The sequence below is a fragment of the Listeria rocourtiae FSL F6-920 genome, from assembly GCF_000525975.1.
Lineage (GTDB): Bacteria > Bacillota > Bacilli > Lactobacillales > Listeriaceae > Listeria_A > Listeria_A rocourtiae.
On record NZ_AODK01000020.1, the window covers coordinates 18038 to 39352 of the forward strand.

Annotated in this window: 23 protein-coding genes and 5 pseudogenes; 13 read left to right on the plus strand and 15 right to left on the minus strand. The window is 39.9% G+C overall.

Features of this window, described 5'->3' with window-relative positions:
* Nucleotides 1-30: 30 nt before the first annotated feature.
* A complete protein-coding gene (locus PROCOU_RS07650; protein ID WP_036071129.1) occupies nt 31-756 on the minus strand; it encodes a glucosamine-6-phosphate deaminase in 726 nt (241 codons plus the stop codon).
* A 328-nt stretch (nt 757-1084) separates the two neighbouring features.
* Between PROCOU_RS07650 and PROCOU_RS07655 the strand changes: the two genes are divergently transcribed.
* Nucleotides 1085-1948, plus strand: coding sequence for an alpha/beta hydrolase (locus tag PROCOU_RS07655; RefSeq protein ID WP_051994284.1), 864 nt, complete (start codon nt 1085-1087; stop codon nt 1946-1948).
* Nucleotides 1949-1980: 32 nt separating this feature from the next.
* Here the strand turns inward: PROCOU_RS07655 and PROCOU_RS07660 are convergent, their stop codons facing one another.
* A complete protein-coding gene (locus PROCOU_RS07660) occupies nt 1981-3174 on the minus strand; it encodes an ROK family transcriptional regulator (protein ID WP_185460606.1) in 1194 nt (397 codons plus the stop codon).
* 183 nt (nt 3175-3357) lie between these two features.
* Between PROCOU_RS07660 and PROCOU_RS07665 the strand changes: the two are divergent.
* The 3 genes and pseudogenes from PROCOU_RS07665 to PROCOU_RS07670 all read left to right on the plus strand — a co-directional run bounded on the left by PROCOU_RS07665 (nt 3358) and on the right by PROCOU_RS07670 (nt 5484).
* Nucleotides 3358-4175, plus strand: a pseudogene (locus PROCOU_RS07665) (purine-nucleoside phosphorylase).
* A gap of 51 nt (nt 4176-4226) precedes the next feature.
* Nucleotides 4227-4592, plus strand: coding sequence for an MFS transporter (locus tag PROCOU_RS18835; RefSeq protein ID WP_279625176.1), 366 nt, complete (start codon nt 4227-4229; stop codon nt 4590-4592).
* Nucleotides 4531-5484: a nucleoside permease gene (locus tag PROCOU_RS07670; RefSeq protein ID WP_279625177.1), complete on the plus strand. Its 954-nt coding sequence runs from the start codon at nt 4531-4533 to the stop codon at nt 5482-5484. The genes PROCOU_RS18835 and PROCOU_RS07670 overlap by 62 nt, the downstream gene beginning before the upstream one ends.
* Before the next feature lie 56 nt (nt 5485-5540).
* Here the strand turns inward: PROCOU_RS07670 and PROCOU_RS07675 are convergent, their stop codons facing one another.
* A complete protein-coding gene (locus PROCOU_RS07675) occupies nt 5541-5981 on the minus strand; it encodes a universal stress protein (protein ID WP_036071131.1) in 441 nt (146 codons plus the stop codon).
* 127 nt (nt 5982-6108) lie between these two features.
* Here PROCOU_RS07675 and PROCOU_RS07680 point away from each other — a divergent pair, with 127 nt between their 5' ends.
* Together PROCOU_RS07680 and PROCOU_RS07685 are read left to right on the plus strand one after the other, a co-directional pair.
* Nucleotides 6109-6555 (plus strand): MarR family winged helix-turn-helix transcriptional regulator, encoded by a 447-nt coding sequence (locus PROCOU_RS07680; RefSeq protein WP_036071133.1) that lies wholly within the window; start codon nt 6109-6111, stop codon nt 6553-6555.
* A gap of 12 nt (nt 6556-6567) precedes the next feature.
* Nucleotides 6568-6927 (plus strand): Lin0512 family protein, encoded by a 360-nt coding sequence (locus tag PROCOU_RS07685; protein WP_036071134.1) that lies wholly within the window; start codon nt 6568-6570, stop codon nt 6925-6927.
* Nucleotides 6928-6985: 58 nt separating this feature from the next.
* On the opposite strand, the pseudogene PROCOU_RS07690 reads toward PROCOU_RS07685, so the two are convergent.
* Both PROCOU_RS07690 and PROCOU_RS07695 read right to left on the minus strand, forming a co-directional pair.
* Nucleotides 6986-8502 (minus strand): annotated as a pseudogene (locus PROCOU_RS07690) (ABC transporter permease/substrate-binding protein).
* Nucleotides 8499-9474, minus strand: a pseudogene (locus PROCOU_RS07695) (ABC transporter ATP-binding protein). The pseudogenes PROCOU_RS07690 and PROCOU_RS07695 overlap by 4 nt, the downstream one beginning before the upstream one ends.
* A gap of 241 nt (nt 9475-9715) precedes the next feature.
* Here PROCOU_RS07695 and PROCOU_RS17735 point away from each other — a divergent pair.
* A complete protein-coding gene (locus PROCOU_RS17735; RefSeq protein ID WP_036071136.1) occupies nt 9716-9904 on the plus strand; it encodes a hypothetical protein in 189 nt (62 codons plus the stop codon).
* Nucleotides 9894-10181 carry a DUF1877 family protein gene (locus PROCOU_RS07705; RefSeq protein ID WP_036071137.1) on the plus strand — a complete coding sequence of 96 codons (288 nt, stop codon included), beginning with the start codon at nt 9894-9896 and terminating at the stop codon, nt 10179-10181. Before PROCOU_RS17735 ends, PROCOU_RS07705 begins: the two co-directional genes overlap by 11 nt.
* A 424-nt stretch (nt 10182-10605) precedes the next feature.
* Here the strand turns inward: PROCOU_RS07705 and PROCOU_RS07710 are convergent, their stop codons facing one another.
* From PROCOU_RS07710 to PROCOU_RS07735, 6 genes and pseudogenes are all read right to left on the minus strand, one after another.
* The gene (locus tag PROCOU_RS07710) at nt 10606-11907 is read right to left on the minus strand and encodes a pyrimidine-nucleoside phosphorylase (RefSeq protein ID WP_036071139.1); all 1302 of its coding nucleotides are present in this window, start codon (nt 11905-11907) and stop codon (nt 10606-10608) included.
* A gap of 20 nt (nt 11908-11927) precedes the next feature.
* The gene (deoB, locus tag PROCOU_RS07715; protein ID WP_036071142.1) at nt 11928-13109 is read right to left on the minus strand and encodes a phosphopentomutase; all 1182 of its coding nucleotides are present in this window, start codon (nt 13107-13109) and stop codon (nt 11928-11930) included.
* Nucleotides 13110-13123: 14 nt separating this feature from the next.
* Nucleotides 13124-14305: a NupC/NupG family nucleoside CNT transporter gene (locus PROCOU_RS07720; protein WP_036071144.1), complete on the minus strand. Its 1182-nt coding sequence runs from the start codon at nt 14303-14305 to the stop codon at nt 13124-13126.
* A 367-nt stretch (nt 14306-14672) separates the two neighbouring features.
* Nucleotides 14673-15693 (minus strand): annotated as a pseudogene (locus PROCOU_RS07725) (LacI family DNA-binding transcriptional regulator).
* Nucleotides 15694-15759: 66 nt separating this feature from the next.
* Nucleotides 15760-16434 (minus strand): deoxyribose-phosphate aldolase, encoded by a 675-nt coding sequence (deoC, locus tag PROCOU_RS07730; protein ID WP_036071147.1) that lies wholly within the window; start codon nt 16432-16434, stop codon nt 15760-15762.
* Between the two features lie 114 nt (nt 16435-16548).
* Nucleotides 16549-17484 carry a sugar-binding transcriptional regulator gene (locus PROCOU_RS07735; RefSeq protein ID WP_036071150.1) on the minus strand — a complete coding sequence of 312 codons (936 nt, stop codon included), beginning with the start codon at nt 17482-17484 and terminating at the stop codon, nt 16549-16551.
* A 210-nt stretch (nt 17485-17694) separates the two neighbouring features.
* Here PROCOU_RS07735 and PROCOU_RS07740 point away from each other — a divergent pair.
* From PROCOU_RS07740 to PROCOU_RS18840, 3 genes and pseudogenes are all read left to right on the plus strand, one after another.
* A pseudogene (locus PROCOU_RS07740) lies at nt 17695-18003 on the plus strand (transposase); the annotation flags it as partial.
* Between the two features lie 146 nt (nt 18004-18149).
* A complete protein-coding gene (locus PROCOU_RS07745; protein ID WP_036071153.1) occupies nt 18150-18455 on the plus strand; it encodes a rhodanese-like domain-containing protein in 306 nt (101 codons plus the stop codon).
* Between the two features lie 147 nt (nt 18456-18602).
* The gene (locus PROCOU_RS18840; protein ID WP_133621142.1) at nt 18603-18704 is read left to right on the plus strand and encodes a type I toxin-antitoxin system Fst family toxin; all 102 of its coding nucleotides are present in this window, start codon (nt 18603-18605) and stop codon (nt 18702-18704) included.
* Between the two features lie 211 nt (nt 18705-18915).
* On the opposite strand, the gene PROCOU_RS07750 is transcribed toward PROCOU_RS18840, so the two are convergent.
* The 4 genes from PROCOU_RS07750 to PROCOU_RS19290 are packed head-to-tail and all read right to left on the minus strand — an operon-like array spanning nt 18916 to nt 19860.
* Nucleotides 18916-19215 (minus strand): hypothetical protein, encoded by a 300-nt coding sequence (locus PROCOU_RS07750; RefSeq protein WP_036071156.1) that lies wholly within the window; start codon nt 19213-19215, stop codon nt 18916-18918.
* A 39-nt stretch (nt 19216-19254) separates the two neighbouring features.
* Complete coding sequence (locus PROCOU_RS19280) at nt 19255-19386, minus strand: site-specific integrase (protein WP_243832147.1); 132 nt, start codon at nt 19384-19386, stop codon at nt 19255-19257.
* Nucleotides 19379-19603 (minus strand): tyrosine-type recombinase/integrase, encoded by a 225-nt coding sequence (locus PROCOU_RS19285; RefSeq protein WP_260447831.1) that lies wholly within the window; start codon nt 19601-19603, stop codon nt 19379-19381. Before PROCOU_RS19285 ends, PROCOU_RS19280 begins: the two co-directional genes overlap by 8 nt.
* Nucleotides 19549-19860 (minus strand): site-specific integrase, encoded by a 312-nt coding sequence (locus tag PROCOU_RS19290; protein ID WP_243832148.1) that lies wholly within the window; start codon nt 19858-19860, stop codon nt 19549-19551. The genes PROCOU_RS19285 and PROCOU_RS19290 overlap by 55 nt, the downstream gene beginning before the upstream one ends.
* 666 nt (nt 19861-20526) lie before the next feature.
* On the opposite strand from PROCOU_RS19290, the gene PROCOU_RS07765 reads away from it, so the two are divergent.
* Together PROCOU_RS07765 and PROCOU_RS07770 are read left to right on the plus strand one after the other, a co-directional pair.
* Nucleotides 20527-20769, plus strand: coding sequence for a hypothetical protein (locus PROCOU_RS07765; RefSeq protein WP_036071162.1), 243 nt, complete (start codon nt 20527-20529; stop codon nt 20767-20769).
* A 348-nt stretch (nt 20770-21117) separates the two neighbouring features.
* Nucleotides 21118-21309: a hypothetical protein gene (locus PROCOU_RS07770; RefSeq protein ID WP_036071165.1), complete on the plus strand. Its 192-nt coding sequence runs from the start codon at nt 21118-21120 to the stop codon at nt 21307-21309.
* The last annotated feature ends 6 nt before the right edge of the window (nt 21310-21315 follow it).

Sequence of the window (21315 nt, forward strand, 5' to 3'; positions counted from 1 at the left end):
TTGCTTCGAATCAAAGCAAGATTTTTTGTGTTACGCAAATGCGTTTTCATCTATGAATATATGTGCATTTTCGTGCTTTCTTAGGATGGTTACTGGCCAATTATCTGTTACTTTTTCTTCTAGTAAGTGTGTGATGGCAGCTTGCTTTTTCTCACCATTTGCGACTAAAATCGCCGTTTTGGCTTCAAGGATGTGCTTTATGCCTAGTGTGATGCCTTTTGTCCGATCTACTTCTTTTGTGAAGTATTTTTGTCCAACGTCCTGGGTAGTGCTATCAAGATCAATGAGATGCGCGTAGTTTTCGAAGCTGACGCCTGGTTCATTGAAGCCTAGATGTCCGTTAACACCGACGCCTAGTAAAATAAGCTCGAGTCCTCCATGCATTTCAATAAATTCGTTTGCTGCTTGGCATTCGCCCTCGAGATCTACCGACTTGGCTTGGAAATAGTGATAGTGCGCGGCGTCGATTTCGGCGGGACCGAATAACTCGGTTTCTAAGTAGTTCAGGCAACTTCCTTTGTCAGCTCCGTCCAGTCCTACCCATTCATCAAGCTCTACAAAATAGGCTTTTTGCAAGTCAATTTCACCGTTTTTGTGCGCGGCGACAAGTCGACGTAGTGTGCCAACTGGTGTATCTCCCCCAGCAAAACAATAGAGGCCTTCAGGTGCCTTTTTTAATGTTCCAATTACTAAATCTGTCGCTGCGTCACTCATCATTTCGTAGTCTGCTAGTACTGTTAAATTTAATGCGTTCATCTTGGTTCCATCTTCCTTTCTTTTATTCATTGAATTGAGTATTAAACCACAGACTCGCTCTGCTACATATTAAGCCTCACATTCATTTACTTCAAAGGACCACAAAAAAAATGGCGATTTCTTGACTTTATTATAGGTTTCCTACACAAATTGACAGAGCGCTCCGTTATTTAGAGACTCTTTTGCAAAGATATAATTTGTATTGCGCAAGTAAGTTGTAACACGAGATCTTATATGCTAGACTTTTGAATAACCGTTGATTCATGGGAAGGTAGGCATGATGATTTATAAGTATGTTACTTCCTAGTTTAAAGAAAGGAATTACCACATGAAAAAGATACTATGTAGCATCGGATTACTGCTTCTTATTTTGGCGGGGTGTGGAGATACAGAAACTACCGAAAAAGAGATGCAAAATTTGCCGAATCTTTCAAATCAAACCCCACTGATTCTCGTTCATGGAACTGGTGGTAACACCGATACATTTGATAGTTTTAGTGATACTTTTATAGATGATTATAAACTTTCCAACGAGCGTATTAAGCTTGAGATTGGGACAGATGGGAAACTCATTTATCACGGCATATTTACCAAGAACGCAAAAAACCCCATCGTTCAAATCGGTTTTGAGGATAGCATTGACGCATCGATTGACCAACAAACAGATTGGCTTCGAATCGCGATAAAGGACTTAGCAAACAAATATAAATTCGCCCAAATGGACGGCGTTGGGCATTCAAACGGTGGACTTGTATTATCGACCTACTCGCAAAATTTTGCCAAAACAAGACCACTATTGAAGCGTCTAGTTGTCATTGGTTCTCCGTATAATGATCTGGATGAAAATGATAACAAAGGAGACTTGGATTTTACCGATGTTCCCGTCACTACGCCACTTTTGAAGAGCTATGAGGAAAATCGTGACAAAATCAATCCTGAATTACTAGTTTTATCGATTGCTAGCGACATAGATGATGGTAGCTTTTCAGATGATATCGTCCCTGTCTTGAGTGCTCTTGGATCACGCCTAATTTTTAAAGATCAATCAAAAGTGTATTTAGAAAGTTACTATAAAGGCCCGGAATATGATCACAGAACGATGTTTGCTGACCATACTATTCAAGAACATGTGGCTTGGTTTTTGTATACGTACAAAGGTGATCACCAAGAAATCAATCTGGTAAACAATTAAAAAATGGCACCGATTGGATGCAGCACCATTTTCTATGCATTTAAAAACCGTTCTAAAACCATACCGCCCGCACCTTGAGCCACAATTTCATAAGACTCTTTCGCTGGATGTATCGTTGTTTTTATTTTTGGGAAAGCCAGCAATCGTTCTTCTGCGGTCTTCTTGACATCTTCGAAAAAAGTGCCTTTTGGGACCAGCGTTCCGCCGCAAACAACGGTATCAGGTTGCGTCGTTAGAATGAGATTGGACAAGGCGATACCATAATAGTACGCAGCATTTTTCAGAACTTCATGACACAATGAATCGTTTTTTTCTAAACTCTGAAAAATTGTGAAGTAATCGATAACATCTATATTTCCCATGTCCTCTGTTAGTATCGATGGCTTTCCCTGCTTCAAGTCATGTTGGATTTTAGCCTTGATTGCAGGTAGCGAGCTGTATGTATGAAGGCAACCGTAAGAGCCACAATAGCAACGAGAGCCGTTCGTGTCGATAGTCGTATGGCCAAACGCGTTCGTCATACTATTATTACTAGATGCCACGATGCCATCCACAATCTCTGCACTACGAATTTCAATATCACAAGTCGTCATAAGAAATCGTTCACTTGTCTGCCAATAATGGATACGATATTCGGCAAGCGCAGCAAAATTGACACCACTTCCAACCATAATATATGTGGGAATTTTAGAAGCTAAATAATTCTCAATATCACTCGGTGCTATATCTGTTGTTTGATTCACTTGATCAAATAAATCATCAATCGATATTCCGATGCCCAGAATTTCAGCTATCTGCTTCTCGTGCTCGCTCAACAAATCCAGCAACTGTTCTGCAAATATATCTAGTACATTGTAAATCGAGGTTGGCGCACCCATCTTGATTTTCTTATGTCCAAGCTCCTTCAAATTAAGATCGGAAAGGACGATTGTTGAATAAATATTAGTCACTTCGATTCCAATTAAATAGGATTTTTCAGGATTAATGTGATATAAAATCGGTTTCCGTCCACCAGTTGAAACCCCCAATTTGCTACTATTGATTAGATCAGCTTTACTCAACTCATCCAGCAATCGCGCACACGTTGCGGGCTTCATACCAGTCTCCGCAAGCAATTCTTCTACCGTAATTCCCGCGTGTTTTCGTATCAAGTTATATAAAATCTTCAGTTTCTTAACTTTAGAATTCTGCGTTGTCAGGAACGCCTCCAACATATTGCTAACCACGATTACGACCTCCTCTTTTCTAATAAAATGTATCAAATACCTATCAAAAAAGCAATCTCAAACTCTTTTTATCAAAATGAAAAAAAGTTATTTACTTTCCGATTCATCCGTGTTAAGATTATCTTGAAAGCGCTTTACAACATTTTTTGTAAACGCCTAATGATTTTTGGGGAGGAAAAAACGATGCATAAAACAGAACAAATTAACGAGGCTCTTAGTTATATCGAACAATTAACAACAATCAAACCGACGATTGGGATTATTTTAGGTTCAGGGCTCGGTCCTTTTGCCGATACGATTGAGGATGCGATTCATATCCCATATAACGATATTCCTTATTTTGCAAAATCAGCGGCGGTTGGTCATGCAAATGAGCTTGTTATCGGCCATATTGGTGGCAAAAACATTGTCGCAATGAAAGGCAGATTCCACTATTACGAAGGATTCCCGCTTGATGAAGTCACTTTTCCAGTTCGCGTTATGAAAGCGCTTGGCGTCGAGAAATTAATTATTACAAATGCTTGTGGCGCTGTGAATACAGACTTTAATCCTGGTGATTTGATGTTGATTACAGATCATATTAATTTGACGGCAAATAATCCATTGATGGGACCAAATAACCCAGAACTTGGTGTACGTTTCTTAGACGTTTCAGAAGTATATAGTAAGCGGTTACGCAATATTGTAAAAGACGTGGCAACTAATCAAAATGTGACTTTGCGTGAAGGTGTCTATGCTTGGTGGACTGGCCCAACCTATGAAACCCCGGCAGAAATTCGGATGATTCGTGGTTTTGGCGCTGATGCGGTTGGCATGTCAACGGTTCCAGAAGCTCTAATCGCTAGGCACGCTGGCATTGAAACTGTTGGTATTTCTTGTTTGACGAACATGGCTTGTGGAATATTGGATCAGCCACTTAGCATGATGAGGTAATCGAGACGGCCGAACGTGTTAAAGCTACTTTCTTAAAATTAGTTGCTGAAATTGTTTCTCGTTTCTAAGCACGGCTTCTTTTTATCATATTGAAAATAAGTTTTTGGAGGGAAAACATCATGGGAATTAAAACGCGTCTTCGCTTTATGTCATTTTTGCAATACTTTATTTGGGGGAGCTGGCTGATTACACTCGGTTCTTATATGATTAATACGCTAGGTTTCTCAGGCGTTGAGGTTGGAATTGTCTATAGTTCTAAAGGAATCGCTGCGGTTATCATGCCTACCTTGATGGGGATTGTGGCGGATAAATGGATTAGAGCGAATTACTTGTATACTGCCTGTCATTTAATCTGTGCGGGGGCGCTATTTTATGCAGCAACTGTGTCTGATCCAACAGTGATGTTCTGGGTTATGCTGGTGAATGCGATATTTTTTTATGCCTACACTGGCGCTATCCAATACGGTTTCTTACTACTGTCTTGAAAAAGCTGGATTGGATACTGTGACAAATTTCCCACCAATTCGCGTTTTTGGAACAGTCGGCTTCATTATCGCGATGTGGACAATTAGCTTTGCTGGTCTTGAGCTTAGTAATATGCAACTTTATATCGCAGCAGGCGCGTCCCTCTTACTCTCACTTTACTCACTCACGATGCCAAAAATCCCGACGGCGAATAAAAAGCAAAAGCAAGGCTGGATCAGTATGCTCGGATTAAATGCTTTCGTTCTTTTCAAAAAGCCAAAAATGGCGGTATTTTTCTTGTTTGCAATGTTACTTGGTGCCGTTTTACAGATTACAAATACCTTTGGTAACCCATTCTTGCACGATTTCGGATTAGATCCAACGTTTGCGGATAGTTTAGTCGTGAAATATCCTTCGATTCTGTTGTCCGTCTCACAAATGGCGGAAGTTTTATTTATCTTGGCGATTCCTTTCTTCCTGAAGCGCTATGGCATAAAAACGGTCATGTTGGTAAGTATGATTGCTTGGACATTGCGTTTTGGCCTATTTGCTTTCGGCGATCCGTCACCGTTTGGGACTGTTCTTCTCTTGCTTTCAATGATTGTTTACGGCTGTGCATTTGACTTTTTCAATATTTCTGGCGCTATTTTCGTGGAGCAAGAAGTAAGCAAGGATATTAGGGCAAGCGCGCAAGGTCTGTTTATGACAATGGTAAATGGCGTTGGTGCTTATGTTGGTGCAATTTTGAGTGGAATGGTTGTCGATTACTACACGATTGATGGCGTGAAAGATTGGCATACGATTTGGCTAATTTTTGCGGCGTATACACTGATTCTAGCGATTATCTTCCAGTTTACATTCCATTACAAACATCAACCTGATAAAATGAAGGATTTAGAGATTACACATTGATAAAAAGCATAATATCAGTAGTTCCAAAATATAGAACTGGCTGATATTATGCTTTTTTATTTTTCACGGACTACTAATACGTCACAGATTGCGTGTTGTAAAACGTATGCAGAAACGCTTCCTAATACGATTTTTTCGATACGGTTGAGACCCGTAGCTCCACAAATCAAGACATCAGCATCGAATGCAACTGGGATTTCGCGTGCTAGTAACGTTTTTGGGTTTCCAACTTCTAAAAAAGTGTGTACTTGCTTGATATTAGCTTCTTCGGCCAACTTCTTATATTCTGCCAGCCTCGCTGTTGCCTCCTCGTGTGCCGCTTTTTCCAATCCACCGTCATATGAAATGTTCGGCGAAAATGATCGAATGTCCACTATACTGGCAATTCCAAGTTCTGAATCCGTTGCTTTGGAAAGCTCTACTGCTTTTAAAAAGGCTATTTCCGATTGTGTAGAACCATCTAACGCGACTAAAATACGTTGATATTTATTTCCCATCATCATCAACTCCTTCACTAAAACCATACCCTAAAATTGGTGTTTTAATACATCTCTTTCCGCGTATTCCTACTTTTCATCATTTATGCTATACTGAACTTATATTTTTGGAAAAAGGGGATACATTATGGACAAAGAGGATCGATTAAATCAACAGATCGCTCTATTTTATTTTGCTTACAAAACGTTTGTTGAAACATCTGATAGACTCATCGGAAAGTATGATATTACGCGGACGCATCACCGAATTTTATTTTTTGTGGCGCGCTCACCTGGTATTAAAATGAATGAGTTGTTGACGTTGCTCGAAGTTTCAAAACAGGCGCTACATCAACCGTTGTTAGAATTAAAAGAAAAGGGATACATCGTTATTGAACCCGCTGCTACAGATAAACGCGTACGTTGCGTGTTTTTAACAGAGGCCGGAGCTGCAATTGAGGCTGAGCTTGGGGAGGCTCAGAGACGCCAAATGGTTGCTGCTTTATCGGCGAGCGATGATCCAGAAGGAAACATTTGGATGCATATTTTAGAGCAGTATGCTAAAGAAAGACCAGGATTCGCATTGTTTAAATAGGAGCGTGATGAGATGAAGAAAATATTATTTATCCAAACTGGTTTCGGAGTGGATGTGCATGGCCAAGATATTACGAAAGCTGCGATTCGAGCGGTACGAAATGCCATTTTCACGAATTCAATGCCGGGAATTAAGGACTTATTGCCCAACAAGGATTTGAATAATATGGTGGTCAATGTGAAGCTAGCGTTACCAATAGATGCGGAGTTACTTGATGCTGAGGCGATTCGAGCTATTATTCCTTACGGGATCGTTACTGTAGAAACGATGCCAGGCGGAATGTTGACGACTAGCGGGATTTTTCTAGCGGATAAGGCAGATAAGAATGATTTGATGTATATTGTGAATGCATCGGTTGAAACCGGCTATTAAATAAATAGCAAAAAAAGAAGACAAAATTGGTACTAGTGACCAATTTTGTCTTCTTTTTTTAGTTTAGTAAACCTTCTTTTTTAAGATAGTTCTTGGCTACTTCTTCCGCAGATTTACCTTTAACGTTAACTTCGTAGTTCATTTCACTCATTTCCTGATCTGTGATTTTACCCGCCAGTTTTTCTAGTGGTTCTTTTAGTTCCGGGTATTTTTTTTAAGGTAGATTCTAACATGAGTGGTGCTCCTTGATATGGTGGAAAGAGTTGCTTGTCATCTTGAAGTACCTTGAGCTTGTATTGCGCAATCTCGCTATCTGTTGAGTAGGCATCAAGTGTGTTGATATCGCCTGCTTTTAAAGCGGAATAGCGTAATTTTGGCTCCATTGTTTTTAATGAATCAAATGTCAAACCATATAGTTTCTGCAAGCCTTTGTAACCGTCATCACGATCGGAAAATTCGAGTGTGAACCCTGCTTTAACCGAGTTTTGCACGGCTTTTAGATCTGAGATAGTTTTTAGATTATACGCTTTTGCAAATTGTGGTGCGACCGCAACGGCATATGTGTTATTATATTTCATTGGTTTCAAGAAAGCCATTTTCTCGGTTTTGGCAAGTCCATCACGTGCTTGTTCATATACAGCTTCTGGGTCATGATTTTTTTGCTGGTTCTTTGAGGAAAGTCTCCAAAACTGTTCCTGTAAACTCTGGATAAATATCGACATCGCCTGATTTTAATGCGTTATAAACGAAGCTTGTTTTCCCTAAATTTGGTTTGACTTTGACGCTTAAATCAGTGTCATTTTCAATGAGTTGTTTGTACATATTGATAAGAATTTCCGGCTCCGAACCTAGTTTTCCAGCGATAACGAGTTCTTTTTGCGGACCGGTAAAATATGGTGCAATGATGACGCTAGCAGTGATAACAAGTGCACCGGCAATCGTGATAAGTGTACGCTTGAACGTCGCTTTTTCCATATAGCGTAAAATGACATCGAATAAAATTGCAAGTAAGGCGGCTGGTATAGCTCCAAGCAGGATTAAACTGTTGTCATTGCGATCAATTCCTAGCAGGATAAGATCCCCTAGTCCGCCAGCTCCGATAAGCGCTGCGAGTGTAGCCGTTCCAATAATTAGAACCATTGCTGTACGAATCCCCGCCATAATGACTGGCATCGCAAGTGGTAATTGAACTTTATATAGTTTTTTCCATTTGTTCATCCCCATTGCTTCAGCGGCTTCCATCAAAACTGGATCAATTTCTTTAATTCCAGTATATGTATTCCGCAAAATTGGTAGTAAAGCATAGATAACAAGTGCGATAATCGCCGGTACTGTACCAATTCCAACAAGCGGAATTAGCAGACCAAGCAAAGCGAGCGATGGGATTGTTTGCAAAATAGCGGTCACTTGGATGATTGGCTCAGCAGCACGCTTATGATTCGTTAAATAAATGCCAAGCGGAACAGCGATAAAAACGGCAATAAAGAGTGAAATAAAGGATAGTTCAATATGCTGAACGAGTGCAGCCCAGAGAGCATCCTGCCGTACTTGAAACGTATCAATTAATTTGCTCATACACGCTCAGCCTCTCTTTCTAGCTGTTTTGCAAGAAATTGGATGATATGTTGTTGGGTGATTATTCCCACCGGCCTACCTTCTTTTTCAACAGATACGGTCGCCTGATTCGCTAATTGTTGTAGTAATGCTTCTACTGCAATTAGCGAACCAAAATCGGCCTCTCCATCAACTAAACGCGCCTCAAAATAGCCCTGTTCCACCATATCTTGCACAGTGAATTTAGACGATAGTACATGCTGATTCACATTACCTGATTCCAAGAAATTTTGTACAAACTCATTCGCTGGATTTCGCAAAATTTCATTCGGTGTATCACATTGCACAATCTCGCCGTCTTTCATAATACAAATTCGATCCCCAAGCATCAATGCCTCTTGCATATCATGCGTAACAAATACGATTGTTTTTTTTGATTTTGCGTTGTAACACAATCATGTCTTGTTGCAATTTTTGGCGGCTAATTGGATCCAGCGCACTGAACGGTTCATCCATCAAAATAATTTCTGGATCAGCGGCTAAAGCACGGACTACACCAACACGTTGTTGCTCACCACCGGAAAGTTCTGCTGGCTTGCGATTGCGATAACTTTCTGCATCCAAACCAACGCTATTCAATAATTCGGTAATCCGATTCTGCGTCTTCTCCTTCTCCCATTTCTTAAGTTCTGGCACAATCGCAATATTTTCTTCAATTGTCATATGTGGAAAAAGTGCAATTTGTTGCAACACATAGCCGATATTCCAGCGCAGTTCGTGAATATTATAATCACTGATTCGTTTTTCATCGATATAGATAGTGCCTGTTGTAAGCGGAATAAGACGATTAATCATTTTTAGTGTCGTCGTTTTACCGCACCCACTCGGTCCAATAAACACAAAAAACTCGCCATCTTTTATATTCAAATTAACATTTTTGACAGCATGTTCGCCATTTTGGTATTGTTTCGTTACATTTTCAAAGCGTATCATGGGTCACTTCCCTTTCAGTTTGTCATTAAAAACACATTTATTAATTTACCCTATTCACCAAAACTAGAAACATTTGTTCTTAATTCTACCACTATCGACTACAAAGTTACACAGTTAAGCATTTCGTTGACAAATCAACTAAAATTAAGCATAATTATCTTTGTCATAGTGAAACGATAATAGTTAGCTTCACTATGGAGAGCGAATGAGACAAATAGCAACTTGAAAGGGGAACAAAAAAATGGCATTACATGGATATTATTATTACATTGACGAGCCGGGTATGCGAGAAATAAAATCGGGATATGAATCTGTTTTCACGCTTCCAATGTTACTGTCGCTAGATGAATACTGGGAGATTATTCATTATATCTTTTGCGGGAAGAAAAAAAAACGGAAAATCACCCTGGGGTTATATTGTGCCACTTAAGATAGAAAATGAAATTCGCGATTCTTTAGCAACCGTATATTTCATTTACCCTGAGCAAGTCCGTATGGCAAAAGATGCCCTATTCAGTATCACCGAAGACGAATTCCTAGCAATGTATGATTTCAAAGAATTGAAGAAAGCCGGTTTATACGGGATAAATTGGCGAACAAAGAAAGATAAGTTAGAAAAAGAATTACGAATAAATTTCCAAGCACTGCGGACTTTTTTTAATAAAGTCTCACAGAGTGATGATTGTATTATATTTTATGTTGTGTAAGCCTAAGTGCTGAAACAGACCGTTTAACCGCGACAAAAATTGTTAAGGGGCGCAGGGAAAACCCTCTTTTGGTTTTTACGGAGGCAACGAAATTTTCGAGAGGTTGACTGTTGAAGCCAGATAAATCTAAGTGCTGAAACAGACCGTTATGTTGATGAACTTTCAAACAGTCATTTCGTTTGATTTAGTGAATCGATAGGTAGTCGAGCCGCGAGACTGACAGCATTTTAATTGATTTTTACTGTGAACGTGAAGCTTTCGAGGAGCTAGCTAAGAGGAAGGCAGTTTCATTGTATTGAGATTCTAATTCAGCATATTAGACTTCTTAAGAACCACTGGTGGATTACATGCTCGCATCCATATGGATTCTAAATAAGAACAACCCACCGATCCAGATGGACATCGGTGGGTTGTTCTCTGTATCTTATTCCGTAATAATCGTATGAATCAACCTAGGCGCATCTGCCTTGTCGCTCACTCGAATATTTTCGTAAATCTTCGCTTCAACTGCCTTCACATCTTCTTTATTCGCGTAAATTGTTACAAGTGGCTCACCAATCTCCACTTTATCGCCAACCTTCTTGCGCAACATAATACCAACTGCTAAGTCAATTTCGTCCTCTTTCGTCGCACGTCCTGCGCCTAAAAGCATCGCAGCAATACCAATTTCATCCGCAACAATCTCCGCAACAACACCGCTTTCTTTTGCTGGCACATCGATCTTGAACTTCGCTTGTGGCAATTTACTTGGATCATCTACAACCGAACCGTCCCCGCCTTGGTTGTTCAAAAAGTCTTTGAATTTCGCTAAAGCTTTTCCATTTGCCATTACTTCTTTCAGCATCGCTCGTGCTTCGTCCAAGTCATTCGCTTTCTTAGCTAAAACAACCATTTGACTTCCTAAAATTAAAACTAATTCTGTTAAATCTTCCGGCCCTTCGCCTTTTAATGTATCAATTGCTTCTTGCACTTCCAAGGCATTACCAATCGCAAAGCCAAGTGGCTGCGACATATCTGAAATAACTGCCATCGTTTGTCGACCAACATTATTCCCAATCCGAACCATCGCATGTGCTAAGTTTTCTGCGTCTTTATCTGTTTTCATAAAGGCACCAGCACCCGTTTTAACATCCAAAACAATCGCATCAGCACCTGCTGCAATTTTCTTACTCATAATCGAGCTTGCAATAAGTGGAATCGAATTTACCGTGCCAGTTACATCACGTAATGCATACAGTTTTTTATCAGCAGGAGTTAGATTACCGGATTGACCAATAACCGCAACTTTATCACGGTTCACCAAATCGATAAACTGCTCTTTGGTGATTTCTACATGGAAACCTTCAATCGCCTCTAATTTATCAATTGTTCCTCCCGTATGACCTAATCCGCGACCAGACATTTTTGCAACCGGTACATCAAGTGCTGCAACAAGTGGCGCTAATACTAGTGTTGTCGTATCTCCAACGCCACCAGTCGAGTGCTTGTCCACCTTAATGCCATCAATCGCCGACAAATCAATCGTTTCACCGGAATTAACCATCGCCATTGTCAAATCTGCACGCTCGCGATCCGTCATATCTTGGAAGAAAATCGCCATAGCCAGTGCACTAACTTGGTAATCTGGAATCTTACCAGCTGTGTAACCATCTACTACGAACCCGATTTCCTCGGTCGTTAATTCTTTACCATCACGCTTTTTCGAAATTACGTCTACCATTCTCATTTTCGTTCACCAATCCTTTTTTATTTTAAGTCGTTTAAGAAGCTCTCACCGTACTCAGGAATTTTCACTTTAAAATTATCTGCAACGGTCGCGCCTAAATCAGCAAATGTTTTGCGCAAATCAAGCTCTTTACCGCCGTCTTTGAATTGTTTCGAATAGGCTAACAATGGCACATATTCACGTGTGTGGTCGGTGCCGCGATACGTTGGGTCATTCCCATGATCAGCTGTAATAAGTAACAAATCATCTTCTTTCATATTTGCAAACACTTCTGGAAGTCTCGCATCAAATGCTTCCAGCGCATCACCGTAACCGATTGGATCGCGACGATGACCGAACAACGCATCAAAGTCAACAAGATTTAGGAAACTCATGCCATGAAAATCTTCGCTTAATAAGTCGATAAATTTATCCATACCATCCATGTTTGACTTCGTGCGAATCGATCTTGTAACACCTTCATCATCAAAGATATCCGAAATTTTGCCGATTGCAATCGAGTCTAAGCCACCATCTTTCAAATGATCCATCACTGTCTTGTCGAATGGTTTTAGCGCGTAATCATGACGGTTTGCTGTACGCTCGAATGTCTTTGCTGTTTTTCCAACAAATGGGCGAGCGATAATACGACCAAGCATGTATGGCTCATCACGCGTAATTTCTCGGCAATATTCGCAAATACGATATAATTCTTCAAGTGGAATCAACTCTTCATTTGCAGCAATTTGTAAAACAGAATCAGCGGATGTATACACGATTAAAGCGCCTGTTGCCAATTGTTCTTCCCCGAGTTCTTCCATGATTTCTGTACCACTCGCCGGTTTATTTCCGATTACTTTGCGACCAGAGAAGTCCTCTATTTTTTTGATAAGTTCGTCTGGGAAACCATCTGGGAAGACGCGAAATGGTGTGTCAATGTAAAGGCCCATAATTTCCCAATGCCCTGTCATCGTATCTTTACCTGCGGATGTTTCTTGCATTTTTGTGAAGTAGGCTTGTGGCTTATCTGCAACAGGTACGCCTGCGATTTCGCGAATATTAGACAGACCAAGCATCGCCATATTTGGCATTTTTAGCCCTCCTTTTTCGCGCGCGATGTGCCCTAATGTATCAACGTCAAAATCATCAAATTGCGCTGCGTCTGGCGCCTCACCAATACCTACCGAGTCCATAACTACAACGTGAATTCTTTTAAATGCCATTTTGAAAAACCTCCTTAATAGATTAAACCAACGATTGTGGCTGTTAAGAAACTAACTAATGTGGCGCCGAATAACAGTTTCAGACCAAAACGTGCGACAACGATGCCTTGCTTGTCGTTCAAGCTTTTGACTGCTCCGGCGATAATACCGATAGATGAAAAATTAGCAAAAGATACGAGGAATACGGATACAATCGCGGTCGTTCTGCCTGAAAAATCGAAATTGCCATCTGCTAAATCCGTCATCGCGACGAATTCATTGGATACCATTTTAGTCGCCATAATACTCCCTGCTTTAACTGCTTCATCCCATGGAACCCCAACTAAAAATGCAAATGGTGCAAAAACGTAACCGAGTAATTCTTGGAACGAAAGACCGAAAATACCGCTGAAAATCGCATTAATCATCGCAATAATCGCAACGAATCCAATCAACATTGCAGCAACTGTAATCGCTACTTTAAAACCGTCCATAATATACTCGCCTAACACTTCGAAAAAGCTTTGTTTGGCTTCTTCTTTTACCTCGAGGATATCTTCTTGCTCCGTGACTTCGTATGGATTGATAATCGATGCGATGATGAAACCTCCGAATAGATTAAGAACCAATGCTGTTACGACATACTCTGGCTTTAAGAGTACCATATAAGAGCCGACGATGCTCATAGAAACGGTTGACATTGCGGAAGCACATAGCGTATAAAGACGGTGCTTCGGTAGTAATCCAAGTTCTTTCTTCACGGAAATAAAAACCTCAGATTGTCCAAGAATTGCGGAAGCAACCGCGTTATATGATTCTAATTTCCCCATTCCGTTGACCTTACTCAGCGCAAGTCCAATATATTTAATAATAAACGGCAAAATACGCCAATGTTGTAAAATCCCGATTAGCGCGGAAATAAAGACAATCGGTAGCAATACGCTTAGGAAAAATGATGATTGACCCGTGTTCACGAGTCCACCGAATACAAAATTCACACCTTCTGCGGCATATGCTAATAATTTACCAAATCCATTCGCAATTCCACGAATAAGCCAATTTCCCGCACTCGTGTTCAGTAGTATAAAACCTAAGATAAACTGTAAAACAATCATAACGACGATTGGTCTGTATTTCACTTTTCTGCGGTCGTTACTCGCAATCCAAGCGACACCTAGAACGACAATCAAACCAATGATACCAATTAGAAATTTCATTATGAATCCCCCAATAATTTAAAGTATGGAACTATCTGTGCTACAACTAGTAAAGCGATTTACTAGAAAAATGCTAACCTTTTCAGCAAGCGGTTACATTCGGAGCTCAAAAAAGTAAAACGGTTTACCGATAACAGTATATCATCAATTGTATCCTATGTGAAACAATATCCATCTTTCGGCGGAGCGACAGCTATTCATCTTCGTCGTTAAAGTCTGCGCTCTGGTGCTCACATACCCTAGTATGCTCCGCTCCAGTGCTCGACTTTGCCTAGAATATGAGCAACTGTCACTCCGCCGAAATTTTGCGGTTTCTCCTGTTAGGCCGGCGTTCTGTGTTTTTACTCGTTTTAGCGAAATTCTACCTTTATTCTGCGTTTACTATTCGTTTCTTTGTGCTCTCGCGGACAATGAGGTCGAGTGGCATTTTTTTGTTTGCCATTTTTTCGTTTGGATTTTGGATTGCTTTTAGTAGGTATTTGGCAGCTGTTTTACCGATGTCGTATATTGGTTGACGGATTGTTGTTAGCGTTGGTGCCATGTATTCTGCTAGTTCGATGTCGTCGAAGCCAATAACAGAAAGATCGTCTGGAATTGCGATGCCGAGTTCAAGTGCTGCGCGATATGCTCCTGCCGCCATTTGATCGTTCGTTACGAACAAGGCTGTTATATCAGCGGTTTCCAGCAACTTTTTCGATGCGATATAGCCACCTGACATTGTCTGATCGCCTTCCATAATCCACGCCGGTGAGCCTAATATTCCGTGCTCTTTTAGTGAAGCTTGATAGCCCTGTAAGCGCTCTTCTACCGAATAGAAAGAATCATCCGATGTGATAATCCCAATGTTCGTGTGACCTAACGATATCAGGTGCTCCGTTGCCATGTATCCGCCTTCATAGTCATCAATAAAAATATTGCCTTCCTCGCGATGATGCCGTTTGCGATCCAGCAAAATATATGGTTTATGTAGCGCTTCTAGTTGCGTAAACACATTGGATGCCAAAATATTTGGACTGGCAATTATCAATCCATCCACAGCTCGATGCAAAAGCTCCTCCACATATAAGTCCTCACGCTTACTGTCCTGCGAAGAATTACATAGTAAGATCATATAATCATGCGCGTTCAAATAATCCTCTGCGCCCTTCACCATTTGCGAAAAAAAATGGGTCCGTTACTTCCGGTACAATCATACCAATCGTATTCGTCCGATTCGTCACCATATTTTTCGCAAAAAAGTTTGGTTTGTAGGCTAAATCTTTTGCGGTTTGAAACACTTTATTTCTCGTTGCTTCACTGAAACGACTCCCTTTACCGTTTAGTATCTGGGAAATAGTCGTAATGGAAACACCCGTTTTTTCTGCAATATCTCGAATCGTTGCACCCAATGTGGCTCGCCTCTTTTCACAGGAAAAATTACTTCTCCTCCATCATGCCACATTTTGACGGTTTTGTTAATAGTTATCTTTCGGATTTGCGTCATTTCCTGAAACAATCGACACGCCAGCGCTTGCTCCGATACGTGTTGCACCTGCTTCGATCATTTTATCTACATCTTCTTTTGTGCGAATTCCGCCTGAAGCCTTTACACCAATATCAGGTCCGACCGTTTTGCGCATCAATGCAATGTCTTCCACGGTTGCGCCACCTGTCGAAAACCCAGTCGATGTTTTGACAAAATCCGTTCCTGCTGCTACCGCTAAACGGCATGCTCGCTCTTTTTCTTCATCCGTTAATAGACATGTTTCGATGATGACTTTAACTAAAGCTTTTCCTTTAGCTGCATCGACAACTGCTTTAATATCTGACTCAACTAAAGCGTCATCTTTGTCTTTTAAAGCACCAATATTGATAACCATATCGACTTCTGTTGCACCTTTTTGGATAGCGTCTGATGCTTCGAACGCTTTAGTAACGCTTGTGTTGGCACCAAGTGGGAAGCCGATAACGGTACAAACATCTACACCTGTCCCTGCTAATTGTTCATGAGCTAGCTCAATCCACGTAGGGTTCACACAAACAGATGCAAAATTGAATTGCTTCGCTTCTGCTGTTAGTTTTAGAATCATTTCCTTCGTAGTTTCTGGTTTTAAAGCTGTATGGTCGATCATTTTGGCGATATTCGTCATGAGTAATCTCCTCGCTTTTCTATTATTTGTCTTCATCATAATACAGATATGAACATTTGTAAAGTTATATATGAAATTATGTTCATATCGTGACTGCGTGGTTTCAAAAAGCTACTATCGAACTAATTCTTTCGCGGTGAACTGATCGGTTATTAGAATGTTGGCATACTCTCCTTGAAGCGCACCATGAATCGCTGCAACTTTCCTTGCACCACCTGCAATAAGGATGGAACGCTCTTTTTGCTTAAGTGATTCGAGTTCGATACCGATTGTGCGAGCATCGATTTCCGAACTACAAATTTGGCCGTCCCTGTCGTAAAAACGGGAACAAATATCTCCAACGCCTTTTGTTTTTAGTAGCTTCTTCTCTATTTCATTAAAATAGCCGAGTCGGAAAAGGAGAGCCTCATCGCGAACGGTTCCGACAGTGAAAACCGCGATATTCGCCTGTTTCCCCATCTCGATGATGTGGTGGATGTGACGATCCTGCTCCACCATTTCTTTGACGGTAGCATTATCAAAAATAACAGGGAGCGGTAAGTGACGTGGCATCGTTTGGAAGTTTTCGGCGAATAGGGAAATCGTTTCGGATGCGTATGTATTGACGTTGGAATGACTAATCCCACCTTTTAATTGAATCACTTCAACACCACGCACATCTTGCGGTCGGATTTTTTTCGCGACTTCATACATTGTTGTTCCCCAACTGACGCCAAGAATATCACCATTTTTAACGGTTTCTTCAAGATATTCTGCACCTTTTTTGCTAAGGAAGTCGGTAATTGTTGTATATTCGGTAGTCGGTGAAAAAACGACATGCGCTTCTTTTAAGTTATATTTTTCTCGGAGCGCTGTTTCCAACGCATCCAAGTCGGCGAATGGATCGGTAACTTTGATTTCCACGTAACCACTTTCTTTAGCGAATTGCAAAAGTCGGGATACAGTCGGGCGCGAAATTCCGAGTTGGCTGGCAATCTCTTGTTGACTGTAATCAGATTGATAATACAGGCGCGCAACTTCAATACTTAGTTGCTGTTTTTGTTTATCCATTGGCTTTCCTCATCTCTAAAAAATTAAAACCATGTTCTGATTCATTATATCAGTTAATCTGTATTTACGACATTATTGTAAATGTTTGAAGAAGAAAGTGATGCTGTAACAGGGCTTGCAATGATTGATGTCTAGTTTGTTATAGAAAAAAAGCGTCATATAACACTCAGACTGTAGAAAAACTACTTCACCTAATTTTTCACCAAACCTCTTTATGATCGAAATAGCTTTTCTAAAACAGATAGGGATGCGACCATCATGTGAATGAAAGCGGATCACATGCGAAATGGACAGTTAAAAGCAGGGTATCATGTTCAAATTGCCACAGAAAATCAATTTATCTTGCATTGTGCCATTTTTCAACGACCTACAGATACGCGGTGCTTCCTTCCCTTTTTATCTTCGTTTGAAAAGCAATTAGGAGGCCTTCCAGATTACATCGGCGCAGACACTGGTTATGGTGGAGAAGAGGATTATAAATACCTATCGGGAACTACAAAAAAGTTGCCGAGCAAACATCCACATCTAACGAAAAAAAAAGCTGTGACAAGGATTTTTTTATGACTCATCTATGATACAATATTAATTATCAAAAACAATCCGTTTCTGAGACACTCACATTACAAACAGATGACATAATATGATTTGAAAAGGTGGTGGATAATGTGTCTTTATTTAAAAAAGTTCCTTCTGTAACGGTAGCAGAATTAGCTGAGAAACTAGCTGAAAATCCGGTGATTGTTGACGTTAGAGAGAAGTTTGAATATGTCAACGGCCATATTTCAGGTTCACAAAATATTCCGTTGACAAAGCTGAGAACATTTCACTATACTTCGCCGGTATACATTATTTGTCATTCAGGAGCACGTAGTAAAATAGCGACACAATATTTACATAAACGAGGCTACAATGTAATCAATGTAAAAGGCGGCCTCATGAAGTGGAATGCTTTGATTTCTCGTGAAAAATAGCCTACGAAGGAGTCACGCCGACGATGATAAAAAGCATCTTCTTTTTTTGTTTTTTTTATGCCAGTCGTTTTTTGTGATTTCGGTAATTATTCTATCTACGGTACAATAAAACAATCGTCTACCCTTTGACGAACATTTTCGCGAAGGGTGACCATCTTATTTTCAAGCATTATTGCCCAGGTTGTGGTTGGCTGCGCGATTGCGTTTTTCAAGCACATGTTAGAAGCTCGGCGCAATAACAACAAGTAAACGACGTCTATTTCTAACCCCAAATAAACACCCTAGCTGTTACCGCAGCTAGGGTGTTTGGGTGTGGACATGAGCATCTTATTTTCTATTCCATTATGGCAACAAAATAAAGTAAACCAACTGACTCTGAACCATACGTCCCGTCTACTTCTATTATATTGTTCCTCTATACCAGTCATGCCTCTTTAGGATACTCCGTTACTATTCTCTCCTATTTTAATCCATTCAAAAAATCCTTCACCTCAACTACCTTTTTATCACGAAAGACAACATATTTATAGTCTTGCCCTAACCTCACAAGCTCAATTTTACAATTCGCTCCAACAGACTTCTGAAGTTGCCGCTTCTCATTTGCTGTTCCGGTACTTTCACTAGACATAATTTTTATACTTACTGGCTCCAGCCCATTTTCTCGGTAATACTCTCGGATTCTTTTCTTTATTTCTCTACTACGGCCTAACATCAACGCCGGTATAGCCAATATCAACATAATAATAATAATCGCTGCCATCCCACAGCTCTCCCATCCATTCATCTCTTAATAACATGTTCATAATCCCAGACTGCTAACTGCTTGATCTTTATCTTCTTGCGTAATGCCAATGTATCGAAGTGTAATTTTAGCTGAAGCGTGATTCAATAGATCCTGAATCAGCTCGATGTCCGTTCCATTCTTATACAAGTGATAACCAAACGTTTTTGCGCATGCTATGTGGCCCGATACGTTTCAATCCTGCTTTTTTTCCAGCTTCCGATAAAACCACCCATACTTGGCGTCGGCTAATCGGTTGTCCACCAGGTTGATGTTGACGACTGACGAATAAATAGTGATCCAAATCTTGCGCTACATACCGTGCTGGGTATTGTTCTTCAACAAAAGCCGAAATCTCTTTCTGCAGTTTTTCGTTAAGATCACCGAATTGTTTTTGCTCGTCTTTTGTTCTTTCATAATCAGCCGTTCTTTCACTCGAATCTTTTTTCGATGAATCCCTAGCACATCGGAAAGCTTCAGCGAAATTAAATCGGAAATCCGGTACGCCGTATTAATACCAGTGGTAAATAATAACACATTGTATTTTCCAAATTTTCCTCTTGCTAACACATCTTTCATTAATCCAATTTTAGCCAAATCTTTGATTGGTTCTACTTCATTCATGGAAATTGCCCTCTTTATAAAGACTATCACATAACATTATTATAATGCACGTTATGTGATACTAAAAGAGGAGAAAGAAAAAGAGAAAATAAAAAGTCACCTTCTTTCCTACGCGCCCAATCTGTTTTAACATTTTATCCAGCATTACAAAACGTCATTGTGTGATATTCATATCTTCCACCTTCTCCTTCAAAGAAATGAGTTGTTTATATCTGGAAATCGCTTCTTGTAACCTTCTTGTATTTGATAATTCCTTAATAACTTTCGCGCCTTCCTTTTAATCACAAGATACTATCTCTTTTACATCGTGCGCTTTCCACCCCATTTCTTCCATGCTTGTATACATTGTGAAAAAAAGTCATTATACGTGATATCAAGATTTTTTAAGATGCTATTAAATTTTAAAAAGCTTAGCATGACCTCGCCTTTCTCTATTTTGGCATACAGTGATTGGGATAAATCTGTGCCAGCAACGCGTACCTGTATTAGGCACTTATTCTCTCTAATTTTTTGAATGTTGCCCATAGCTTTGCATAATCGCCCTCCAAGTAGATAAAAATGTGCATATATTACACAAAAAAGAATATCCCCTTTTTTACATGCTATTATTTATCTAGTAGGCTATTAACTATATGAACATGAAAATTATATATGGGAGGGTAATAAATGGTAAATAAAGAGCTAGTCAAAGAAAAATTATGCGCATTGGCGCTCCTCGAACAGCTAAATGAGAAGGGGCTATCATTTGAAAGTATTCGAAAAGGTTTGTCAAAATCTCTTTCTGTATATGACATTAAACAGATTGTATACATTTTAGATACGTTTACAACATATGATATTGTAGCTTTTGAAATGGATGGGCAAGACCGTGTCTATAATTTAACGCCATTAGGTAAGCGCTTAATTTAAATAATTCACCAATGGCGATAATTTAAGGAAATGTGTTCTCAACTCAAAAATTCTAAGTCGTAACAGCAATCAGATTGGAATAGTAACATAAAAAAGATAGCAGGTTTCATCGATAGTAATAAAACCAATGAAGGGAGGTGATTACTTAGACGTGTAGGCGTGTGAAGTTCAAGTTCACGCTCAGGAGAAATCGTCACCATCTATGCATTTTGTCTTATATTGTTGAGCCTAGGCGTAATCAAGAGTAGCTATTTTGAAAAACATTGAGAAATGGTAACATTATTGCTAATGGATTTTTCTGCAATACGATGGATATAGCGAGTCAAATCTAAAAAAGGATGATGTAAGATGAATAAACAAGAAAAAATAATCCTGTTGAAGGACTTGGTTAATATCGATTCCACAAATGGAAATGAGAAAGAAGTAGCTGATTATTTATTGAAACAACTTACTAAATACGGAATTTCTTCTGAAACAGTAGCATATACAGATAAGCGAGTCAATTTAGTAAGCTGTATTGGCAAAAAAAAAAACTGGTAAAGTTCT

Coding starts and splice junctions, on each gene's coding strand:
- PROCOU_RS07650 (WP_036071129.1), bottom strand. CDS start 756: ATGAACGCATTAAATTTAACAGTACTAGCAGACTACGAAATGATGAGT.
- PROCOU_RS07655 (WP_051994284.1), top strand. CDS start 1,085: ATGAAAAAGATACTATGTAGCATCGGATTACTGCTTCTTATTTTGGCG.
- PROCOU_RS18835 (WP_279625176.1), top strand. CDS start 4,227: ATGGGAATTAAAACGCGTCTTCGCTTTATGTCATTTTTGCAATACTTT.
- PROCOU_RS07670 (WP_279625177.1), top strand. CDS start 4,531: ATGCGATATTTTTTTATGCCTACACTGGCGCTATCCAATACGGTTTCT.
- PROCOU_RS07675 (WP_036071131.1), bottom strand. CDS start 5,981: ATGGGAAATAAATATCAACGTATTTTAGTCGCGTTAGATGGTTCTACA.
- PROCOU_RS07680 (WP_036071133.1), top strand. CDS start 6,109: ATGGACAAAGAGGATCGATTAAATCAACAGATCGCTCTATTTTATTTT.
- PROCOU_RS07685 (WP_036071134.1), top strand. CDS start 6,568: ATGAAGAAAATATTATTTATCCAAACTGGTTTCGGAGTGGATGTGCAT.
- PROCOU_RS17735 (WP_036071136.1), top strand. CDS start 9,716: ATGGCATTACATGGATATTATTATTACATTGACGAGCCGGGTATGCGA.
- PROCOU_RS07710 (WP_036071139.1), bottom strand. CDS start 11,907: ATGAGAATGGTAGACGTAATTTCGAAAAAGCGTGATGGTAAAGAATTA.
- deoB (WP_036071142.1), bottom strand. CDS start 13,109: ATGGCATTTAAAAGAATTCACGTTGTAGTTATGGACTCGGTAGGTATT.
- PROCOU_RS07720 (WP_036071144.1), bottom strand. CDS start 14,305: ATGAAATTTCTAATTGGTATCATTGGTTTGATTGTCGTTCTAGGTGTC.
- deoC (WP_036071147.1), bottom strand. CDS start 16,434: ATGACGAATATCGCCAAAATGATCGACCATACAGCTTTAAAACCAGAA.
- PROCOU_RS07735 (WP_036071150.1), bottom strand. CDS start 17,484: ATGGATAAACAAAAACAGCAACTAAGTATTGAAGTTGCGCGCCTGTAT.
- PROCOU_RS07750 (WP_036071156.1), bottom strand. CDS start 19,215: ATGGCAGCGATTATTATTATTATGTTGATATTGGCTATACCGGCGTTG.
- PROCOU_RS19290 (WP_243832148.1), bottom strand. CDS start 19,860: ATGAATGAAGTAGAACCAATCAAAGATTTGGCTAAAATTGGATTAATG.
- PROCOU_RS07765 (WP_036071162.1), top strand. CDS start 20,527: ATGGTAAATAAAGAGCTAGTCAAAGAAAAATTATGCGCATTGGCGCTC.
- PROCOU_RS07770 (WP_036071165.1), top strand. CDS start 21,118: ATGAATAAACAAGAAAAAATAATCCTGTTGAAGGACTTGGTTAATATC.